The sequence below is a fragment of the Paraburkholderia sp. MM5477-R1 genome (assembly GCF_050436385.1).
GTDB lineage: Bacteria > Pseudomonadota > Gammaproteobacteria > Burkholderiales > Burkholderiaceae > Paraburkholderia > Paraburkholderia tuberum.
The window spans coordinates 53,866-73,522 of record NZ_JBNDMC010000003.1 but is presented as its reverse complement, the minus strand read 5'-3'; the positions used below and the strand labels follow the sequence as shown (position 1 = coordinate 73,522).

The window sequence follows — 19,657 nt, the reverse complement described above, 5'->3', positions numbered from 1 at the left end:
TGATGGTTCGGCGCGGAACGCCCGCTCGTTCCCGCCGCGGCGCCTGGCACGCACTGAGCGCGTGGAGGCGGCCATGCTTGAATCACTTTCACTTGCAGCGGGCCTTTCATGGGGCAGCGGTCTGCGCCTCTATCTGACGGTCCTCCTGGCCGGCGTGTTCGAACGTCTTGGCCTGATTCACTTGCCGAACACATTGTCCGCGCTGTCATCGCCATGGGTGATCGGTGCGGCGGCCGTGCTGACGCTGGCCGAATTCTTCGCCGACAAGATCCCCGCGTTCGATTCGCTGTGGGATGCGATCCACACCTTCATCCGCATTCCGGCCGGCGCCGTGCTGGCCGCCGGCGCGCTCGGCCACGCCGATCCGACACTGCTGAGCGTTGCCGCGCTCGCGGGCGGCACGCTCGCCGGCACCGCGCATCTCGCGAAGGCGGGCACGCGCGCGCTGATCAACCTGTCGCCGGAGCCGGTGTCGAACCTCGTCACGTCGACCGCCGAGGACGGCCTCGTGGTCGGCGGCGTACTGCTTGCGCTGTTCGTGCCGCTCGTGTTTCTGGTCTTGATGGTAGGCTTCCTTCTGCTCGCGGCGTGGGCATTGCCGCGATTGTGGCGTGGCGTGCAGGGCGGTTTTCGCGGCATGGCCACGCACATGGTGTCGCGATTTGCGAGGAGCAGGCACGATTGAGCGAAGCACTACCAGGATCCAAGGCGGGTTCAAGAACGCGCGCCGACACGAGACCGGCGCGGCCGCTCGGCGGCATCGATCTGTTGCGCCAGGCCATGCGGATGACGGCGCGCGACTGGCGCGCGGGCGAACTGACGATGTTGCTGCTCGCGCTCGTGCTGGCGGTCGCGGCGTTGTCGAGCGTCGGGTTTCTGGGCGATCGGCTGCATCAGGGGCTCGAGCGCGATGCGCGGCGCATGATCGCCGCCGACTTCATCGTGCGCGCCGATCATCCGGTCGATCCGCAATTCGCCGCCGAGGCGCACGCCCTGGGCCTGCGCACCGCCACCACGGCGATCTTTCCCAGCATGATCAATTCGACCGGCGCGCAGCCGGCGTCGCGGCTCGCCGCCGTCAAGGCGGTGTCGCCCGGCTATCCGTTGCGCGGCGCGTTGCGCATCGCGGCGGCGCCCGGTGCGGCCGATCATCCGGCGACGTCCATTCCGGCGCCGGGCACCGTGTGGGTCGACCAGCAGTTGCTCGACGCGCTGAAGCTGAAGATCGGCGATGCGGTGAAGCTCGGCAATCGCAACTTCACGGTCGGCGCGCTGATCACGCGCGAGCTCGATCGCGGCTTTTCGTTCGTCAACTTTTCGCCGCGCCTGATGCTGAATGCCGCTGACGTACCGTCGACGGGCCTGATCACCTATGGCAGCCGCGTCACGTACCGGCTGCTGGTCGCCGGTTCAGACGACGCGGTCGCGCGCTTCGCGCAGTTTGCGCATGAGCACGTCGACGGCGGCAAGCTGCGCGGCGTCGCGCTCGAGTCGCTGCAGGACGGCCAGCCGCAGGTGCGTCAGACGCTCGATCGCGCGGGCCATTTCCTGACGCTCGTGTCGCTGTTGACCGCGCTGCTCGCGGCCGTCGCGATCGCGATGGCCGCGCACCGCTATATGCGCCGGCATCTCGACGGCTGCGCGGCGATGCGCTGTCTCGGCGTGAGCCAGGCCGCGCTGCGTGCGCTGTTCACGCTCGAATTCGTCGGGCTGGGCGTACTCGGCGGCGTGCTCGGCGTGGCGCTCGGTTATCTCGGGCATCTCGCGCTGCTGACGTGGCTCGGCGGCCTGATCGACGTGGTGCTGCCGCAGCCGACGCTGTGGCCCGCGCTCGAAGGCATCGCGGCCGGCCTCGTGCTGCTGCTCGGCTTCGCGCTGCCGCCGCTGTTGCCGCTCACGCGCGTGCCGCCGGTGCGCGTGCTGCGGCGTGAATGGGGCGAGGAGGGACGCACTGCGTGGGCCGCCTACGCGGTCGGCATCGTGCTGTTCGCGGGGCTGCTGATACTCGCCGCGGGGGAATTGAAGCTCGGGGGCATCGTCGCGGGTGGATTCGCGGGCGGGCTGCTGGTGTTCGCCGGCATCGCGCGGCTCGCGTTGTGGGGCGCGGCGCGCGTGGTGCGCAGCGAGCGCGTCAATGCGGGCATCGGCTGGCGCTATGCGCTGGCGTCGCTCGAGCGGCGCAGCAGTACCAGCACGCTGCAGATCACCGCGCTCGGCATCGGCCTGATGTGCCTGCTGCTGATCGCGATGACGCGCAACGACCTCGTGCAGGGCTGGCGCAAATCGACCCCGCCCGATGCGCCCAACGAGTTCATCATCGACATCCAGCCCGATCAGCGCGACGCGGTCACGCAGTATCTGAACGCGCACGGCATCGCCGGCGCGGCGCTGTCGCCAATGGTGCGCGGGCGGCTCGTCGCGATCAACGGTAAGGCGGTCAATCCGGATTCGTTCAAGGGCGAGGATGCGCGGCGACTGGTCGACCGCGAGTTCAACCTGTCCTACACGACGCAACTGCCCGACGACAACCGGATCGCCGCGGGAACCTGGTTCGGCGAGACGACGAAGCCGCAGATCTCGATCGAGCAGGGTCTCGCGAAGCTGATCAACGTGAAGCCCGGCGACGTGCTGCGCTTCGACGTGACGGGGCTGACTGTCGAGGCGCCGGTGACGAGCGTGCGCAAGCTCGACTGGGGTTCTTTCAAGGTCAACTTCTTCGTGCTGATGCCGCCGGTTTCGTTGCAGGATTTTCCGGCGACTTTCATCACGAGCTTCCATCTGCCGGTGGAGAAACAGTCGACGATCGATGGCCTGATCGCCGCGTATCCGAATCTGACCGCGATCGATACAGGCCCGATCCTCGCGCAGGTGCAGCGCGTGTTGCAGCAGGTGATCGGCGCGGTGCAATTCCTGTTTGCGTTCACGCTCGCGGCCGGCGTGCTGGTGCTGTACGCGGCGCTCGCCGGCACGCGCGACGAGCGTATGCGAGAATCCGCGCTGCTGCGTGCGCTGGGCGCATCGCATCGTCAGGTGCGGTCGGTGCAGGTGTCCGAATTCGTCGCGGTCGGCGCGCTTGCCGGCCTGATGGCGGCGCTCGGCGCGCAGATCGTCGGCTCGATGCTGGCCACGCACGTGTTCGAGTTTTATCTGGACTTCGATCCGTGGCTGCTGCCGGTGGGCGTTGCGGCCGGCATCGCGTGTGCCGGTGTCGGCGGGTGGCTGAGTTTGCGGCATGTGTTGGCGCGGCCGGCGCTGCAGTCGCTGCGCGACGCGTGAGTTTTCCTGGTGATGTCTTTTTGCTGTTGAGCAGGGTATGAGCGATTTGAACGACGAAGTGTCCTCGGACAAGCCGACGGCCTTCGAACTGGTGGGCGGCGAGACGCGCGTGCGCGACCTGGTCGACCGGTTTTACGACCTGATGGATCTCGAGGCGGATTTCGCCGGGATTCGCGCGCTGCATCCGGCGTCGCTCGAGGGTTCGCGCGACAAGCTATTCTGGTTTTTGTGCGGCTGGCTCGGCGGTCCCGATCATTACATCGGCCGCTTTGGCCATCCCCGTCTGCGCGCGCGGCATCTGCCGTTCGCGATCGCGTCGAGCGAGCGTGACCAGTGGTTGAGGTGCATGGCATGGGCGATGGAGGATGTCGGCTTGCCGGAACCGCTGCGCGAGCGCCTGCTCGGCTCGTTCTTCGAAACCGCCGACTGGATGCGCAACCGCAATGGCTGACACGCCGCCGCACGCCACCTCGGCACCGTACTCGGTCGAAGCCGACTATGCGGCGCTTGCGCCGCGGGCGCGCGAGGTTCTCGACTGCTGGTTCGGCGCGCCGGGCACGCCGGAGCGCGGCACGGAGCGCAAGTTCTGGTTCAAGCGCGATGACGCCGTCGATACGATGCTGCGCGAACGTTTCGGTAACCTGATCGATGCGGCGAACGCGGGTGAGCTCGACGCATGGCAGAGCACGCCGTTGGGTGCGTTGGCGCTCGTCATCGTGCTGGACCAGTTTTCCCGCAACTGCCATCGCAATACGCCGCGCGCCTTCGCGACCGACGGCAAGGCGCTGCAAACCGCGCAACGGATCATCGCGAGCGGCGCCGATCGGCTGTTGCCGGACGTGCAGCATCGCGCGTTCGCGTATCTGCCGTTCGAGCACGGTGAAACGCTCGCGAGCCAGCAGGAGTCGCTGCGATTGTTCAAACAGCTTGCGGCGGAGCCGGGCGGTGACGGCTACTATCAGTACGCGCTGCGCCACGCGAAAGTGATCGAACGATTTGGCCGCTTTCCACATCGCAACGGGTTGCTCGGACGTGAATCGAGCGACGAGGAGATCGCGTTCCTGCGCGAGCCCGGTTCGTCGTTCTGACTCGACGCGGACGCGCGCGCGAGGCACTCGGCCGGCGCGACGCGTTGCGCGGCTCTATTCGTCGCCGTGCAGCTTGCCCGCCATCGGCGTGCGCACGAAGACGCGCAACAGCTCATCCGAATCGCCCGGTCGCGCACCGGACCAGAACAGCCGCCATTCGCCGGCCGGCGGCCGCGCGTTGTCGCGGCGGCTTTCCTCGATCAGCCAGGTGCAGGCGGTCGTGCGCGGATCTTCGCTCGGCTGATGCACGATGCCCGTGTAGTAGAAGAGCATCGGCGCTTCGGATTCGCCGAGTCCGGAGCTTGCCATGCAGTCGCCGTCGTTCCATTCGATATCCATCTTCGCGCCGAGGTCCCGGAACACCGAGCGGTAGCTTTTCGCGTAGTCGAGCCACGGCAGCAACAGCGTGCTGACGAGCCCCCAGACGAGCATCGCGCCCGCGCACCAGCTAAGCGCGCCGCGCCATTTGCCCGCGTACTTGAACGACGGCAACAGCCACAGCCAGCCGATCGTCAGCAGCAGCGCGCCGACGATCAGCGCGGGCGAAATCGGCAGCACCCAGTCGAGCGGCAGCCAGCGGCCGAGCAGATGCAGCGACGCATGCGTGCTCGCGGGGGTCGTCATGATCGACCAGACGATCCACACGAGCGCGGCCGCGCTGCCGAACAGCACTCGGCTAGTCATATCCCAGCCGGTATGCAGGTGCGCCGGCAAACGTTCGACGCCCTGCATCGCGACCAGCGCGAGCGGCGCGATGAACGGCAGGATGTATAGCTCGCGAACCGTCGCCGAGCTTTGCAGCACCGCGAAACCGATACCCGCGAACAGCACTGGCAACGCGACGCGCGGATCGCGCCAGCGCCGCCATGCGCCACCGGCGAGCGCGGCCAGCGCGAGCGGTACGACCGGAAAGCCGACGCTCAGCACGGTGCGCAGTACGAACAGGTGGCTCTCGTTTTCGGAGCCGAGCTCGGCGACCGAAAAACCGAAGAAACGCCCGACGTTGTTATCCCACAACCACACCTTGAAGAGTGCCTCTGAGCGCAGGTAGAAGCAGATCGGCCAGATCAGCGCGAACGGCGCGCAGACGAGCGCGGCGAGGCCGAGCGCGCCGGCGAAGCCGCGGTTGCGGCATGCGGGATAGAGCAGCAGCGCCGCGCAGGTGGTGGCGCCGAACACGAGCGGTACGAACAGCCCCTTGGCGAGCAGCGACACGCCGACGCCCGCGCCGAACATCGTCGCGCCGCTGATGATCGCGTGACGCCGCTCGCGGGCATCGAGCGGTTTGGTGTGCCGGGCGGCTTGCGAGTGCATCGGTAAATACGACGCGGCGCGCGGGTCGTCACGCAGATGCACGAGTACGAGTTCGAACAGTCCGCAAAAGCCGAGCGCGGCGCCGGCCATCAGCGCGACGTCGGTCATCATGTCGTGCACGTGCTTGACGACGACGAGCGTGCCGCCGAACACCGCGAGCGTGCCGATCACGCGCAGGTCGAACCAGCTCGACGCAGCGACCGCGCGACGCGCGACGCGCGCGGTGTAATACACCGTCAGGCCCGCGAACAGCGCACTCGCGAGCCGTGCCGCATCGTGCAGCGGCAGATAGCGGCCGAACATCCACGCGAGGCCCGTGGCGACCCAATCGTAGATCGGCGGCTTTTCGACGAAGGGCTGGCCGGCATTGGTCGGCAGGACGAGGTCGCCGGTATCGAGCATGTGCTGGACGATGCCGAATGTGTAGGTTTCGTCCTGCTTCCACGGTTCGTGGCCGAGAATGCCGGGGGCGAGCCACGCGCACAGGATCGCCAGCGCGACCAGCCACAGCAGCGGGCGGATCGCCGCGAGCGCGCGCCAACGCTGCAGGCCGCGCGTTGCGCGGTCGGCAGAAACGGCGGAGCCCGATGGATGGGCGGTGTCGGCGCTGTATACCGCTGCGGCCGAAGCCGCGGGGTCCCCGGCCGCCGGCTGGGTCTGCGCGCCGGCAAACGGGTGCGCGGTGCTGGCGGAAAGCGCGGCCTCGTGCGAGCCACCTGCTGGAGCGGCCGAGGTCGGGGCCGTCGCGTTGGCACTGTGCGCGCGCCAGCGCGTGGACTGCTGGTCTTGCATGGAAGTCTCTGGTCAGCGTACGCGGCGGCGTTGGCCTCGTACTTATGCTTTGCTTACGTCGCCTGCGGATGCATACGATCTGGTCGATTGTAGCGCCGCATTATTACTGAAGATTACGCGCGAACGAACGCGCGCGCATTCGATGCGCGGCTGTGCCGGTTTCATGAGAAATCGACCAGGGTTCGTGGGGAAGGAGGAGAGGGGGAGCGGGCTGGAAAGGCGCGGCCGTAGTGGACCGCGCCAAGTGTTTAAGGCTTGCGCCGCGTTGCGTGCGGCGTTCGCTCAGCGGCCGCCGGCGACGTCGAACAGCGCGCCCGTCACGTACGACGACGCGTCGCTGAGCAGCCACACGATGGCCTCGGCGACTTCGTCGGCGCGGCCGGGGCGGCCGAGCGGCGTGGTCGCGCCCAGTTGCGCGGCGCGCTCGGGCTTGCCGCCGCTCGCATGGATCTCGGTGTCGATCAGGCCCGGACGCACCGCGTTCACGCGCACGCCCTGCGGGCCGAGTTCTTTCGCGAGGCCGAGCGTCATCGTGTCGATTGCGCCTTTCGACCCCGCATAGTCGACGTATTCGTTCGGCGAACCCAGCCGCGCCGCCGCCGACGAAACATTGACGATCGCGCCGCCCGCGCCGCCGCGCTGGGTCGACATGCGCCGTGCCGCTTCCCGTGCGCACAGATAGGCGCCGAGCACGTTGACGTCGAACATGCGTTTCAGACGCGCGAAGTCCATATCGGCGAGCTGGCTCGACGGCGCGACGATGCCCGCGTTGTTGACGAGCGCATCGATGCGGCCGAAGGATTGCTGCAGCGTATCGAACATGCCGGTCACGTCGGCTTCGTTCGCGACATCGCCCGCGATCGGCACCGCGCGGCCGCCCGCGTGTTCGACCTCTGCGACCGTCTGCTGCGCGGCGGCGAGGTCACGCACGTAGTTCACGCCGACGCACCAGCCGCGCGCGCCAAGCAGACGCGCGGTGGCACGGCCAATGCCGCGGCTGCCGCCGGTGATCAGAACAGCTTTCGTCATCGCAACCTCGTCGTTGGGGTGGTGCGTGCGCGGCGCGCTTCGCTCGGGTTCGGCGGACCCGGGATTCAGATCGCGTCGCTTTGGACCGCCGCCCATTTGTCGCGCGCGGGCGGCGCGTACCGTTGCAGCTTGCCGATCAACGCGAGCGGATCGGCGTCGATCTGCAGCATGTCGAGATAGGTCTTGCGCATGAAGCCTTCGTCGACCGTGTGCTGAAGCAGGTCGATCAGCGGCGCGTAGAAGCCGTCGGTGTTCAGGAGTGCAACCGGTTTGCCGTGGTAGCCGAGCTGCGCCCACGTGAAGACCTCGAACAGCTCCTCGAGCGTGCCCGCGCCGCCGGGCATCGCGACGAACGCATCGGACAGCTCGGCCATCATCTTCTTGCGATGATGCATGTCGGGCACCACGTGCAGTTCGGTCAGGCCGTTATGCCCCACTTCCTTGCTGACGAGCAGCTCGGGAATCACGCCGATCGCGCGGCCGCCTTCGGCCATCACGGTATCGGCGATCACGCCCATCAGCCCCACCTTGCCGCCGCCATAGACGAGCGCGAGATCGGCCTCGACCAGCGCACGGCCGAACGCGCGCGCCGCCTGCGCATACAACGGTTTGGCTCCCATCGAGGAGCCGCAATAGACACACACCGACTTCATGCTCAACTGTCCTTCGATTCGTTGCGAGGCGCGGCGCCTTCACGCGGCGGCAGGTAGTCGTAGAACTCGCGCTTGGGCAGCCTGCCCGATACGAGATCGTCGAACAGCTGCCGCGAACGGCCGCGCAGGTAGGGCGCCATCAGCGAGACGATCTGCACGCTGACCTGATGCAGCTCTTCGCGGATCGCTTCCTGCTCGTTGTATTTGCGCGGATTCATCACGAACTGATATGACAGCCAGTACGTGCCGATCACGCCGACGTTGGTCGCGATCACCTGCATTTCCTGCGGCGTCGCGACCATTTCGCCGTCGGCGACGAGCTGTTCGCAGAACTGGCTCGCGAAGCGCACCTTATGGCTGATGATCTGCTTGAAGTGCGTCTCGAGCGTGCGGTTGCGCGCGAGGAGGTCGTTCAGGTCGCGGTACAGGAAGCGGTAGCGCCACGTGAAATCGACCATGTACTGCAGATACGACCACATCTCGTCGATGGTCGCGCGATGGTCGTCGGGGAAACGCAGACGCTTCTCGATCTCCTGCTCGAACTGGCTGAAGATGCTGTTGATGATGTCGTCTTTGTTGCGGAAGTGGTAGTACAGGTTGCCTGGGCTGATTTCCATTTCCTCGGCGATCGTCGTCGTCGTGACGTTCGGCTCGCCGATTTCGTTGAACAGCTTCAACGACAGTTCGAGAATCCGTTCGCGCGTGCGGCGGGGAGGTTTGGCTTCCATGTCGTCCGGCCCTGGTTATGCCGGGCTGGGCGCGTGGCGGCGTGCCGCTGCTGCGTGTTCCACCCGGATGCGGTTGGTATATTGAGCTCTCCCGAACCCGCCGACACGCGGCGGGCCCCCCGAAAGGGCAGGATGAGGCGAGGCGCGGATCCGTTTGCGCGAGCGCTTTCCTGTGAGACCGTCAAACGATTATAAACCGAGCGTTCTAATACCCAACCGCCTGCGCGGATTTTCATCCTGTGGGGCGTGGCGAAGCGTGCGCTTCAACCCGCATCGAACCTCAAAGCCACGCGCGAACCCAGCCGACGACCAGCGGCCCGACGATGACTCCCCACGTCATCACACACATGCCGAGCGCGACCATCACGGCCGCACTGCCGAGATCCTTCGCGCGGCGCGACAACTCGTGACGTTCGAGCGAGATCCGGTCGATTGCCGCTTCGACGCTCGAATTGAGCAGCTCGACGATCAGCACGAGCAGCACCGAGCCGAGCAGCAACACGCGCGACACGGGATCGACGGGCACGACGAGGCCGCACGGAATCAGGATCGCGGCCAACGTGAGTTCCTGACGAAACGCGCTTTCCTCGCGAATCGCAACGCGAAAACCGGCCAGCGAGTTTTTCATCGCGTGCCATGCGCGCGTGAGGCCGCGGTTGCCTTTGTAGGGGTTGAAGGGCAGCGGGGCGAGCGGGTCGTCGGGGCTGAGCGGTTCGTTGGGGGCGTCGTGGCTTGAGTCGCGAGTCGTGTCCTGGGTGGCGTCAGGTTGCACGCCACCCGCGACGCTGGCGCCGCCGGTCGTGGTCCTCGCGCCGTTCACCCGATGCACGGTATCCGCATGCCCGGTCATACCCGGCTCGCGTACGTCGTCGAACGGTTCGATGCTGGTGGTGTCGCGGGTGGACTCGACGGCGCGCAGTGCGCCGTTCGACGCGCCTTCGGCGCTGGATCGACTGCTTCGCATGGATGGCTCCGGCGCGCCGCATCACGCAGCGGCGCTTTCCTCACGATACGCCGTATCGCGCAGCGGCTTCAGATGCGCGGCGAATTGTGCGGACGCCGCTGCCCACGAGAAGCGCTCGGCCCATGCGCGCGCATGCGACCGATCGATCTTCAGTGCCTCCAGACACGCTTCGCGCAGATCCTCGTGCATTGCACCGGCGCCGCCGTCGCCGAGCACGTCGATCGGGCCGGTGACCGGATAAGCGGCCACCGGCGTGCCGCATGCGAGCGCTTCGAGCAGCACGAGTCCGAACGTGTCGGTGCGGCTCGGAAACACGAAGACGTCGGCGGCCGCGTAGACCTTCGCGAGTTCGGCCTGCGACAGCACGCCCAGATAGTTGACCTGCGGATAGCGCGACTTCAGTTCGGCGAGCGCTGGACCTTCGCCCGCGACCCACTTCGAGCCGGGCAGGTCGAGCTGCAGGAATGCCTCGACGTTCTTCTCGACCGCCACGCGTCCCACGTACAGGAAGATCGGCCGCGCGGTGTTGAGCACCTTCGAGTCCATCGGGCGGAAGATTTCGAGATCGACGCCGCGCGTCCACAGCACGACGTTCGTGAAGCCGAACTTCTCGAGGTCCTGCTTGACGACGGGGGTCGGCGCCATTACCGCGAGCGACGGCTTGTGGAACCAGTGCAGAAACCTGTAAGTCGCCGCGAGCGGGATGCGAAAGCGCGCCTGCACGTACTCGGGAAAGCGCGTGTGATACGCGGTCGTGAACGGCAGCTTGTGTTCGAGCGCATACGCGCGCGCGGCCATGCCCAGCGGACCTTCGGTCGCGATGTGCAACGCGTCGGGCGCGAAACGGTCGATGCGCTCGCGCAGCCGGCGGCGCGGCAGCAACGACAGGCGTATCTCCGGGTAAGTCGGGCACGGGATGGTGCGGAATTCGAGCGGCGTCAGCAGATCGACCTGATGGCCGAGCGCGGTGAGTTCGCGCCGGGTGTTCTTCAGCGTGCGTACGACACCGTTGACCTGCGGCTCCCATGCGTCGGTGACGATCATGATCTTCATCGCGTTGTTCATCGCTGCGGGCCCTGTGGAAGTGGAGAGTGGAAGTGCTCAGGCAGTGGCGCGGGCTTTTTGCGTGCCCGCCTGGGGCGCGCGCAGCGCAGTCCAGAAGATCACCTTGAGCTCGCCTTCATAAGTCTCGACGAGCGCCGACAGACTCTCGACCCAATCGCCATCGTTGCAATAGAGCACGCCATCGATCTCGCGCATCTCGGCCTTGTGGATGTGGCCGCAGACGACGCCGTCGCAGCCGCGGCGACGCGCTTCGTCGGTCATTACGCGTTCGAACGACGAGATGAAGTTGACCGCGTTCTTGACCTGATGCTTCAGGTATTGCGACAGCGACCAGTACGGAAATCCGAGCTTGCTGCGAATGCGGTTGAACCAGCGGTTCAGCACGAGGATCATCGTGTACAGCGTGTCGCCGAGATAGGCGAGCCATTTCGCGTGCTGGATCACGCCGTCGAACAGATCGCCGTGCACGATCCACAGCCGCTTGCCGGCGAGCGTCGTGTGGAACGCTTCGCCGCGTACGTGGATGTCGCCGAACGCGAGGTCGCAGAACTGGCGCGCGGCTTCGTCGTGATTGCCGGGCACGTAGATGACCTGGGTGCCTTTGCGCGCTTTGCGCAGCACTTTCTGCACGACGTCGTTGTGCGCCTGCGGCCAGTACCAGCCTTTCTTCAACTGCCAGCCGTCGATGATGTCGCCGACGAGGTACAGGTACTCCGATTCGTTGTGGCGCAGGAAGTCGAGCAGATATCCCGCCTGGCAGCCGCTCGAGCCGAGATGGATATCCGAGAGCCAGATCGTGCGATAGCGATGCGGATCGTCGTGGCCGTCATCGGGATGATCGGCGCGGGCATCGAGTGATGGCGTCGCGGGCAGCGGCAGGCCGTGTTGAGTAGAACCCGGAGCGGGCCGGAACGCGACGGGGTCGACGCTCGGTCCGGTTTGACGAAACAGGGAAGTCGCGGACGTATTGGGGTCCATGGCTCACGCGTCGAGTGGCGGTGCCCGTATTGGGCCGGGTGCGCGTGACTGCGGCGTGACAGTCATGAGAAGTTCTTATTACGGAGGGGCCTTGGCGGGGCCTGTTTTTTCGTTGTTCTGGCTTTGTTGGCCTTTCCTTGTTGTCTTATCGGTCTATTAGCGTTGCCCCTGTGCGGGGCGGCACCTACTTTCTTTGCTGCTGCAAAGAAAGTAGGCAAAGAAGACAGCTAAAACCGCCAACTCTTAAGCGGGTCCCTCGGTCCGCGTGAGGTAGTGGTGCATCTGGAATCCGTGCTCCCGCACATTCCGCGCTAGTGACAAGGCAGTCATTCTTCCGGCGGCGCTACGCGCACCGAAACCCCGTTCAAAACCCACTGGTGGTTTCGGCGCATCGCCGAGGCGCAGCCGAGGGTCCCCGCTGCGCGGGCAAAGCCGTTGGTTTCCCAGGCAGACCCGTCCGCGACGCACGTAGTGCGGAGTGGGAAGGATGATGGCTTTGTCACGAACGGGGGAATGTGCGGGGGCCCGGATTCCAGATGCACCACTACCCCTTCCAAGCCAGGGGACCCGCTTAAAAGTTTGCGGTTTTAGCTGTCTTCTTTGCCTACTTTCTTTGCAGCAGCAAAGAAAGTAGGTGCCGCCCCGCACAGGGGCAACGCTAATAGACCGATAAGTCAGCAAGGAAAGGCCAACGAAGCCAGAACAACGAAAAAAGCCCCGCCCTGCAAGGGGCAACGCCAATACACCGATAACAAAGCAAGGAAAGGCCAACACCGCATTCGGCCCATCGCCCACGCGCGCTAGCGCCCAACCGCTACCACCCGCGTCCCCGCGAGCCGATCATGCAAAAACTGCCGCTGCGGATCAAAACGCCCACTCGCGGCCCACACCACGAACCAGACGCCCGCAATAACAAGCGTCTGCGGCACCCGCAACCCAAGAAGTGGATGCAACGCCAGCGGCGGCAAAAACCACAACCAGGCGAACACATACCGCGCAATCGCCCGCCCAACCGAAACCGGCGCGCCATCAGCGCCAACAACCCGTAATCGCCAGGTTTTCATCGGCAGCGTCTGGCCGCCGTGCGTCCAGAACCAGACGAAGTACACGCCAACCACGAGGCCGATCCAGCCGGCGAGCAGATTGTGATGCGCGAGCCCGTTACGCTGCTGCGTCAGCGTGCTGAACAGATAGCCGGCGACAAACACAACGCCGAACAGAATGACCGCTTCGTAGAGCAGTGCCGCGAGCCGTCGCCGGACGGTGGGCGCCGTGCCGCCGGGTGCGGCGGCAGGCAGGGTGGGGGTGGCGAGCGGCTGGGACACGTAATGGGTTCGGGGTCGGAATCAGGAGCCGTGAAAGATTGCCGGCGCTTCGGCAGGCGACACGGGCACCGGCGTCGCCGGTACGAAGCTGCCCGCCGCCGGAATCGCAGGCGTTGCCGGCAGCGAGGCCGCGGCCGGCGCGGAGGCAGCCGGCGCGGCGCTCGCCGCCGCGGCAGCACTGGCGCCGTGCTCGCGCGCATTCACGAACCGGTCGATGCCCTTGATCTCGTTGCGAGCCGATGGCGGCGCGCTGACGACGCTGGGGCGACGCTTGCGTTCGCTCGCGGCGAGCCGCTCCTTCGTTTCTTCGGGCAGTTGTTGGTACGCTTTCCACGCCTTCTGGCGCGCTTCGCGCGGCAACTCCTTCGAAACCTGGTAGTTTTCGCGCGCGACGCGGCGCTGATCGGGCGTCATGCGCACCCATTCACTCATGCGCTCATGCAGACGCTTTTGCGCATCCGGCGACATCTTTGCGTATCGCGACGCAATCTTGATCCACTTTCGCTTGCGTTCGTCGCTAAACGAATCCCATTGCGATGCGAATGGGGCCAGCGCGGCGTGGTCGGCGGCGCTCAGGCGTGACCACGCGAGGGGGCTATTGCTGCCCGGCAGGCCGGGCAATTCGACGGAAAGTGCGGGGGCGGGCGCGGGCGCGGCGACGTTGACGCCGGGCGACGGATTGCCCGCCGACGATGGGCTCGGGTGAAAGCGCGGATAGGTCGCGACAAACGACACCAGGGCCGCGATCGCGCATCCGAAAACAACGGCCAGGCCGCGCTTGTAACTCACCCGAGGAATCTCCCGCTCAGTGGGCGCGTGAAAGATACGCGTTGAAGCCGTGGTCGAGATAGGCATTGAGCGGCAGGTCGTCGCTTAGCATGGCGGCATCGATGTCGGCAAGTTCGGCGGTGCGCTGGTGATCTTCCCAGTACGCGATGCCGATCAGGCTCACGACCAGCGCGGCCAGCGGCCACGCGAGCGCGAAGCGCCGCAGCGGCCAGCGGCGGCGCGGCTCGAAGCCTCCCTGCGGTAGCCCCGCCATCCCGGCCGGCATGCCGGCGAACGCAGGCACGAACACCGGCTCGCTGACGGCTTCGGGCTTTTTGCGCGTCAACGCGGCACGACGCGCGGCAGCGAGCCGGTCGACGGTGGCGGGAGGGAGGCTGGCGGTGGTTTCGTCGAGCGCGCGGCGCAGTTGACGCGCAAACTCGAGTTCTGTGTTTTCAAGGGAGCTCATAGCGTGATTCCTTTCGCCTTGAGCGCTTGCGCCAGCGTGTGAGTGGCCCGGGAGCAGTGCGTTTTCACGCTGCCTTCGGAGCAGCCCATTGCGGCGGCAGTCTCGGCGACATCCATATCCTCCCAATAACGCATGAGAAACGCCTCCCGTTGACGTGCCGGTAATTTCTGGATCTCGTTGTCGATCGACTGCAGGACCTGCTCTCGTTCGAGCTTCTGTTCGTTGCTCTCGGCGCCAGCCGAACCCGCCTCGGCCTCGAGGGTTTCCAGCGGATCGAACTCGTCGTCGTCGGCATTGCTGAGCGACGAGAATAGACTAACCCAAGTGTTGCGTACTTTGGCACGGCGGAAATAGTCGTGCGTCGCATTCTGCAGAATACGCTGAAACAGCAGCGGTAGCTCGGCCGCCGGACGGTCGCCGTATTTCTCGGCGAGCTTGATCATCGCGTCTTGCACGATGTCGAGGGACGCGTCGTCGTCCCGCACGGCGTAGACCGTCTGCTTGAATGCGCGCCTTTCGACGCCCGCCAGAAAATCGGCGAGTTCCTTGTCTGATGCCATCCGGTTGGGGTCGGCGCAGCAAGCGTGCGCGTAATCGGTCGAAAAATGTCGTAAAACTCGCGGATGCTAACAAACTTTTGCTCCGATAGGGTGAAACCTGCTCAAGCTTGCATGTGCATGACGGTCGACATTCTGTCCGATCGCCGGCTCTTACGCGCGAGCCAAATGGCAATATTTTCTTGACCGCGAGCGCGTCAGAAGCTATCGTCGCTGGTTCGCAACATAAGTGAGTTGTCTCAATTGAGGTGTGGCCCAAGAAGCCCTCCTGTCAACTGGACGCGCCGCTTGAACCCGAGCCACAAGCCCGGCAGAGAGCACCCGATCAATTTTTTGCCGAAAATTCGAAAGGTGAATCAATGAATATGCCCAGCGCGGAATTCTCCACGTCGGATACGACCCCCCATCACGAAGCAGACTCTATCGGCGCCACCGTGCTCATGAAGGCACTGGCCGACGAAGACGTCGAGTTCATCTGGGGCTATCCCGGCGGCTCGGTACTCTACATTTACGACGAGCTGTACAAGCAGGACAAGTTCCAGCATGTGCTCGTGCGCCACGAGCAGGCCGCCGTGCATGCCGCGGACGCCTACGCGCGCTCCACCGGCAAGGTCGGCGTGTGTCTCGTGACCTCCGGTCCCGGCGTCACCAACGCGGTGACCGGCATCGCGACCGCCTATATGGATTCGATCCCGTTGGTCGTGATCAGCGGCCAGGTGCCGACTGCCGCGATCGGTCAGGATGCATTCCAGGAATGCGACACGGTCGGCATCACGCGTCCCTGCGTGAAGCACAACTTCCTCGTGAAGGACGTGCGCGATCTCGCCGCCACGGTCAAGAAAGCTTTCTACATCGCCCGTACCGGCCGTCCCGGCCCAGTGCTGATCGACATTCCGAAGGACGTGTCGAAGACGCCGTGCCAATACGAGCCGATCAAGAGCGTTTCGCTGCGCTCATACAACCCGGTCACGAAGGGCCACTCCGGTCAGATCCGCAAGGCGGTGTCGCTGCTGCTGTCGGCGAAGCGTCCGTATATCTACACCGGCGGCGGCATCGTGCTCGCGGATGCGTCGCGTGAATTGAACCAGTTCGCCGATCTGCTCGGCTATCCGGTCACCAATACGCTAATGGGTCTGGGCGGCTACCGCTCGAGCGACAAGAAATTCCTCGGCATGCTCGGCATGCACGGCACGTACGAAGCCAATATGGCGATGCAGCACTGCGACGTGCTGATCGCGATCGGCGCGCGCTTCGACGACCGCGTGATCGGCGATCCGAGCCACTTCGCGTCGCGGCCGCGCAAGATCATCCATATCGACATCGATCCCTCTTCCATTTCCAAGCGCGTCAAGGTCGACATTCCGATCGTCGGCGACGTGAAGGAAGTGCTGAAGGAGCTGATCGAGCAGTTGCAGACGGCCGAGCATGGCCCCGACGCCGCGGCGCTCGCCGACTGGTGGAAGGACATCGAAGGCTGGCGCGCGAAAGATTGCCTGAAGTTCGACCGCAAGAGCGACATCATCAAGCCGCAGTACGTGGTCGAAAAGGCGTGGGAGCTGACCGACGGCAACGCGTTCGTGTGCTCCGACGTGGGCCAGCACCAGATGTGGGCCGCGCAGTTCTACAAGTTCAACAAGCCGCGTCGCTGGATCAATTCCGGTGGCCTCGGCACGATGGGCTTCGGCTTACCGGCCGCGATGGGCGTGAAGATGGCCCATCCGGACGACGACGTGCTGTGCATCACGGGCGAAGGCTCGATCCAGATGTGCATCCAGGAGCTGTCGACCTGCAAGCAGTATGACCTGCCGATCAAGATTATTTCGCTGAATAACCGCTATCTGGGCATGGTGCGCCAGTGGCAGCAGATCGAATACAGCAAACGCTATTCGCATTCGTACATGGATGCGCTGCCGGACTTCGTGAAGCTCGCCGAAGCGTACGGACACGTGGGCATGCGCATCGAGCGCACGGCCGATGTGGAACCGGCGCTGAAGGAAGCGCTGCGCCTGAAGGATCGCACGGTGTTTCTCGACTTCCAGACCGATCCGACCGAAAACGTCTGGCCGATGGTTCAGGCCGGCAAGGGCATCACCGAGATGCTCATGGGTTCGGAAGATCTTTAACGACGGGGCGTCTGGATAAATCCAGCGCCGGCTTCGTGATGCGCGCCTTCAAAAAAGGCGAGGGCAGACGAAGCGGCGCCGCTCCGCTCGCAGACATCGACAAAACATCTGGAAGAAGCGAAACATGAGACACATCATTTCCGTCCTGCTGGAAAACGAACCAGGCGCGCTGTCGCGCGTGGTGGGTCTGTTCTCCGCACGCGGCTACAACATTGAAACCTTGACGGTGGCTCCGACCGAAGACCGTTCGCTGTCGCGCATGACCATCGTCTCCGTTGGCTCGGACGACGTGATCGAACAGATCACGAAGCATCTGAACCGCCTGATCGAGGTGGTGAAAGTGGTCGACCTTACCGAGGGCGCCCACATCGAACGCGAGCTGATGCTGATCAAGGTGAGGGCGGTCGGCAAGGAACGTGAGGAGATGAAGCGGATGGCGGACATTTTCCGCGGCCGCATCATCGACGTCACCGAAAAGACCTACACGATCGAATTGACGGGGGCGAGCGACAAGCTCGACGCCTTCATCGAGGGGCTCGATTCCACGGCGATTCTCGAGACGGTCCGCACGGGCAGCTCGGGCATCGGTCGCGGCGAGCGCATTCTGAAGGTCTGACGTCGCGTTTCGCAAGGCCGGGCAACGCGGTATCGCCCGGCTGGCAATAACAACATTCGCAATACCTGAATTTCTCTGAATCATCGAATCTAGCCAAGGAACCGACATGAAAGTTTTCTACGACAAGGACGCCGATCTCTCCCTCATCAAGGGCAAGCAGGTCACCATCATCGGCTATGGCTCGCAAGGCCATGCGCACGCGCTGAACCTGAAGGAAAGCGGCGTGAACATCACGGTCGGTCTGCGCAAGGGCGGCGCATCGTGGAGCAAGGCTGAAAACGCCGGCCTGCAAGTCAAGGAAGTCGCGGAAGCGGTGAAGGGCGCGGACGTCGTCATGATGCTGCTGCCGGACGAGCAGATCGCCGACGTGTACGCGAAGGAAGTCCACGCGAACATCAAGCAGGGCGCAGCGCTCGCGTTCGCGCACGGCTTCAACGTTCACTACGGCCAGGTGATCCCGCGTGCCGACCTCGACGTCATCATGATCGCGCCGAAGGCGCCGGGCCACACGGTTCGCGGCACCTACTCCCAAGGTGGCGGCGTGCCGCATCTGATCGCGGTTGCGCAGGACAAGTCGGGCGCGGCGCGCGACATCGCGCTGTCGTACGCAGCGGCTAACGGCGGCGGCCGGGCCGGCATCATCGAAACGAACTTCCGCGAAGAAACCGAAACCGACCTGTTCGGCGAGCAGGCTGTGCTGTGCGGCGGTACCGTCGACCTGATCAAGGCCGGCTTCGAAACGCTGGTCGAAGCGGGTTACGCGCCGGAAATGGCGTACTTCGAGTGCCTGCACGAACTGAAGCTGATCGTCGACCTGATCTACGAAGGCGGCATCGCGAACATGAACTACTCGATCTCGAACAACGCCGAGTACGGCGAGTACGTGACGGGGCCGCGCATCGTGACCGCTGAAACGAAGAAGGCGATGAAGGCCGTGCTGACCGACATCCAGACCGGCGAATACGCGAAGAGCTTCATCATCGAGAACAAGGCTGGCGCACCGACGCTGCAATCGCGTCGCCGTCTGACGGCCGAGCACCAGATCGAGCAGGTTGGCTCGAAGCTGCGCGCGATGATGCCGTGGATCGCGAAGAACAAGCTCGTCGACCAGTCGAAGAACTAAGCGTCTCGATATAACGAGGTCCGGCGCGGTGCTTCGGCGCGGCGGCCGGAACAGTCAAAAAGCCGTCCAAGGGTGCTGAACCCTGGGCGGCTTTTGCTATCCTACGGTTTTACAAAAACACAGAAGCCATCCATGAATTACCCTCATCCGATCATCGCGCGAGAAGGCTGGCCGTTCATCGCCATCGCGGCCGTCGTTGCTTTACTGGTTCACGCCTTCGGGGGGTTCGGCTTTGCGTGGCTCTTCTGGCTGATCCTGATCTTCATCGTGCAGTTTTTCCGCGACCCGGCGCGTCCGATTCCGACGCAGGCCAACGCGGTGCTGTGTCCTGCCGACGGTCGTATCGTCGCGGTAGAAACCGCGCATGATCCTTATGCGAATCGCGAAGCGCTGAAGATCAGCGTGTTCATGAACGTGTTCAACGTGCACTCGCAGCGCTCGCCCGTCGACGGTGCGATCTCGAAAGTCGAATACTTTCCTGGCGCCTATCTGAACGCGGCGGTCGATAAAGCCTCGCTCGAAAACGAGCGCAACGCGGTCGTGATCGAAATGGCCGGCGGCCAGACGGTCACGTCGGTGCAGATTGCCGGGCTGATCGCGCGGCGGATTCTTTGCTACGTCCGTGCAGGCGAGCCGCTGACCCGCGGCCAGCGTTACGGATTCATCCGCTTCGGTTCGCGCGTCGACGTGTATTTGCCGGTGGGCAGCCGTCCGCGCGTGTCGATCGGCGAGAAGGTGTCGGCGTCGTCCACGATCCTCGCCGAGCTGTAAAGCGGCATACAGGAGGTT

19 protein-coding genes are annotated in these 19,657 nt (G+C 64.9%); 8 read left to right on the top strand and 11 right to left on the bottom strand.

Going from position 1 to position 19,657, the window contains the following annotated elements; genetic code table 11:
* Positions 1-73 precede the first annotated feature (73 nt).
* The 4 genes from OKW35_RS03635 (at position 74) to OKW35_RS03620 (ending at position 4,364) form a co-directional block, all read left to right on the top strand.
* Positions 74-685 (top strand): DUF4126 domain-containing protein, encoded by a 612-nt coding sequence (locus OKW35_RS03635; protein ID WP_184059364.1) that lies wholly within the window; start codon positions 74-76, stop codon positions 683-685.
* A 101-nt stretch (positions 686-786) separates the two neighbouring features.
* Positions 787-3,276 (top strand): ABC transporter permease, encoded by a 2,490-nt coding sequence (locus OKW35_RS03630; protein WP_429551820.1) that lies wholly within the window; start codon positions 787-789, stop codon positions 3,274-3,276.
* 37 nt (positions 3,277-3,313) lie between these two features.
* Positions 3,314-3,727: a group II truncated hemoglobin gene (locus tag OKW35_RS03625; RefSeq protein ID WP_184021737.1), complete on the top strand. Its 414-nt coding sequence runs from the start codon at positions 3,314-3,316 to the stop codon at positions 3,725-3,727.
* Positions 3,720-4,364 (top strand): DUF924 family protein, encoded by a 645-nt coding sequence (locus OKW35_RS03620; RefSeq protein WP_429551259.1) that lies wholly within the window; start codon positions 3,720-3,722, stop codon positions 4,362-4,364. The genes OKW35_RS03625 and OKW35_RS03620 overlap by 8 nt, the downstream gene beginning before the upstream one ends.
* 54 nt (positions 4,365-4,418) lie before the next feature.
* On the opposite strand, the gene OKW35_RS03615 is transcribed toward OKW35_RS03620, so the two are convergent.
* The 11 genes from OKW35_RS03615 to OKW35_RS03565 all read right to left on the bottom strand — a co-directional run bounded on the left by OKW35_RS03615 (position 4,419) and on the right by OKW35_RS03565 (position 15,009).
* Positions 4,419-6,470 carry an ArnT family glycosyltransferase gene (locus OKW35_RS03615; RefSeq protein WP_429551258.1) on the bottom strand — a complete coding sequence of 684 codons (2,052 nt, stop codon included), beginning with the start codon at positions 6,468-6,470 and terminating at the stop codon, positions 4,419-4,421.
* Between the two features lie 282 nt (positions 6,471-6,752).
* Positions 6,753-7,499 (bottom strand): SDR family oxidoreductase, encoded by a 747-nt coding sequence (locus OKW35_RS03610; RefSeq protein WP_429356874.1) that lies wholly within the window; start codon positions 7,497-7,499, stop codon positions 6,753-6,755.
* Between the two features lie 65 nt (positions 7,500-7,564).
* Positions 7,565-8,152, bottom strand: coding sequence for a TIGR00730 family Rossman fold protein (locus OKW35_RS03605; RefSeq protein ID WP_026225698.1), 588 nt, complete (start codon positions 8,150-8,152; stop codon positions 7,565-7,567).
* 2 nt (positions 8,153-8,154) lie between these two features.
* Entirely contained in the window at positions 8,155-8,880 is a 726-nt protein-coding gene (locus tag OKW35_RS03600) for a TetR/AcrR family transcriptional regulator (protein ID WP_090803741.1), read from the bottom strand.
* Between the two features lie 280 nt (positions 8,881-9,160).
* The gene (locus OKW35_RS03595) at positions 9,161-9,844 is read right to left on the bottom strand and encodes a diacylglycerol kinase (RefSeq protein WP_184059352.1); all 684 of its coding nucleotides are present in this window, start codon (positions 9,842-9,844) and stop codon (positions 9,161-9,163) included.
* Between the two features lie 21 nt (positions 9,845-9,865).
* Entirely contained in the window at positions 9,866-10,897 is a 1,032-nt protein-coding gene (locus OKW35_RS03590; RefSeq protein WP_184059774.1) for a glycosyltransferase family 4 protein, read from the bottom strand.
* 48 nt (positions 10,898-10,945) lie between these two features.
* Positions 10,946-11,887 carry a UDP-2,3-diacylglucosamine diphosphatase gene (locus OKW35_RS03585; protein ID WP_090803742.1) on the bottom strand — a complete coding sequence of 314 codons (942 nt, stop codon included), beginning with the start codon at positions 11,885-11,887 and terminating at the stop codon, positions 10,946-10,948.
* An 800-nt stretch (positions 11,888-12,687) separates the two neighbouring features.
* The gene (locus OKW35_RS03580) at positions 12,688-13,212 is read right to left on the bottom strand and encodes an RDD family protein (protein ID WP_184059350.1); all 525 of its coding nucleotides are present in this window, start codon (positions 13,210-13,212) and stop codon (positions 12,688-12,690) included.
* Between the two features lie 21 nt (positions 13,213-13,233).
* Entirely contained in the window at positions 13,234-14,001 is a 768-nt protein-coding gene (locus OKW35_RS03575; RefSeq protein ID WP_429491480.1) for a DUF3106 domain-containing protein, read from the bottom strand.
* Between the two features lie 16 nt (positions 14,002-14,017).
* A complete protein-coding gene (locus OKW35_RS03570) occupies positions 14,018-14,449 on the bottom strand; it encodes a DUF3619 family protein (protein WP_429551257.1) in 432 nt (143 codons plus the stop codon).
* Positions 14,446-15,009 (bottom strand): RNA polymerase sigma factor, encoded by a 564-nt coding sequence (locus OKW35_RS03565; RefSeq protein ID WP_429551256.1) that lies wholly within the window; start codon positions 15,007-15,009, stop codon positions 14,446-14,448. Before OKW35_RS03565 ends, OKW35_RS03570 begins: the two co-directional genes overlap by 4 nt.
* A gap of 356 nt (positions 15,010-15,365) precedes the next feature.
* On the opposite strand from OKW35_RS03565, the gene OKW35_RS03560 reads away from it, so the two are divergent.
* From OKW35_RS03560 to OKW35_RS03545, 4 genes are all read left to right on the top strand, one after another.
* Positions 15,366-17,129, top strand: a complete 1,764-nt coding sequence (locus OKW35_RS03560; protein WP_184028488.1) for an acetolactate synthase 3 catalytic subunit — start codon at positions 15,366-15,368, stop codon at positions 17,127-17,129.
* Between the two features lie 124 nt (positions 17,130-17,253).
* Positions 17,254-17,745, top strand: a complete 492-nt coding sequence (gene ilvN / locus OKW35_RS03555) for an acetolactate synthase small subunit (RefSeq protein WP_018420000.1) — start codon at positions 17,254-17,256, stop codon at positions 17,743-17,745.
* A 106-nt stretch (positions 17,746-17,851) separates the two neighbouring features.
* Entirely contained in the window at positions 17,852-18,868 is a 1,017-nt protein-coding gene (ilvC, locus tag OKW35_RS03550) for a ketol-acid reductoisomerase (RefSeq protein ID WP_008920617.1), read from the top strand.
* Positions 18,869-19,000: 132 nt separating this feature from the next.
* Positions 19,001-19,639, top strand: a complete 639-nt coding sequence (locus OKW35_RS03545; protein ID WP_184059342.1) for a phosphatidylserine decarboxylase — start codon at positions 19,001-19,003, stop codon at positions 19,637-19,639.
* Positions 19,640-19,657 lie beyond the last annotated feature (18 nt).

Bases quoted from the DNA above. Each gene is read 5' to 3' on its own strand.
- OKW35_RS03605 (WP_026225698.1), bottom strand. From the start codon at position 8,152: ATGAAGTCGGTGTGTGTCTATTGCGGCTCCTCGATGGGAGCCAAACCG.
- OKW35_RS03565 (WP_429551256.1), bottom strand. From the start codon at position 15,009: ATGGCATCAGACAAGGAACTCGCCGATTTTCTGGCGGGCGTCGAAAGG.
- OKW35_RS03630 (WP_429551820.1), top strand. From the start codon at position 787: ATGACGGCGCGCGACTGGCGCGCGGGCGAACTGACGATGTTGCTGCTC.
- ilvC (WP_008920617.1), top strand. From the start codon at position 17,852: ATGAAAGTTTTCTACGACAAGGACGCCGATCTCTCCCTCATCAAGGGC.
- OKW35_RS03545 (WP_184059342.1), top strand. From the start codon at position 19,001: ATGAATTACCCTCATCCGATCATCGCGCGAGAAGGCTGGCCGTTCATC.
- OKW35_RS03635 (WP_184059364.1), top strand. From the start codon at position 74: ATGCTTGAATCACTTTCACTTGCAGCGGGCCTTTCATGGGGCAGCGGT.
- OKW35_RS03585 (WP_090803742.1), bottom strand. From the start codon at position 11,887: ATGGACCCCAATACGTCCGCGACTTCCCTGTTTCGTCAAACCGGACCG.
- OKW35_RS03590 (WP_184059774.1), bottom strand. From the start codon at position 10,897: ATGAAGATCATGATCGTCACCGACGCATGGGAGCCGCAGGTCAACGGT.
- OKW35_RS03625 (WP_184021737.1), top strand. From the start codon at position 3,314: ATGAGCGATTTGAACGACGAAGTGTCCTCGGACAAGCCGACGGCCTTC.
- OKW35_RS03560 (WP_184028488.1), top strand. From the start codon at position 15,366: ATGAATATGCCCAGCGCGGAATTCTCCACGTCGGATACGACCCCCCAT.
- ilvN (WP_018420000.1), top strand. From the start codon at position 17,254: ATGAGACACATCATTTCCGTCCTGCTGGAAAACGAACCAGGCGCGCTG.
- OKW35_RS03615 (WP_429551258.1), bottom strand. From the start codon at position 6,470: ATGCAAGACCAGCAGTCCACGCGCTGGCGCGCGCACAGTGCCAACGCG.
- OKW35_RS03570 (WP_429551257.1), bottom strand. From the start codon at position 14,449: ATGAGCTCCCTTGAAAACACAGAACTCGAGTTTGCGCGTCAACTGCGC.
- OKW35_RS03620 (WP_429551259.1), top strand. From the start codon at position 3,720: ATGGCTGACACGCCGCCGCACGCCACCTCGGCACCGTACTCGGTCGAA.
- OKW35_RS03595 (WP_184059352.1), bottom strand. From the start codon at position 9,844: ATGCGAAGCAGTCGATCCAGCGCCGAAGGCGCGTCGAACGGCGCACTG.
- OKW35_RS03610 (WP_429356874.1), bottom strand. From the start codon at position 7,499: ATGACGAAAGCTGTTCTGATCACCGGCGGCAGCCGCGGCATTGGCCGT.
- OKW35_RS03600 (WP_090803741.1), bottom strand. From the start codon at position 8,880: ATGGAAGCCAAACCTCCCCGCCGCACGCGCGAACGGATTCTCGAACTG.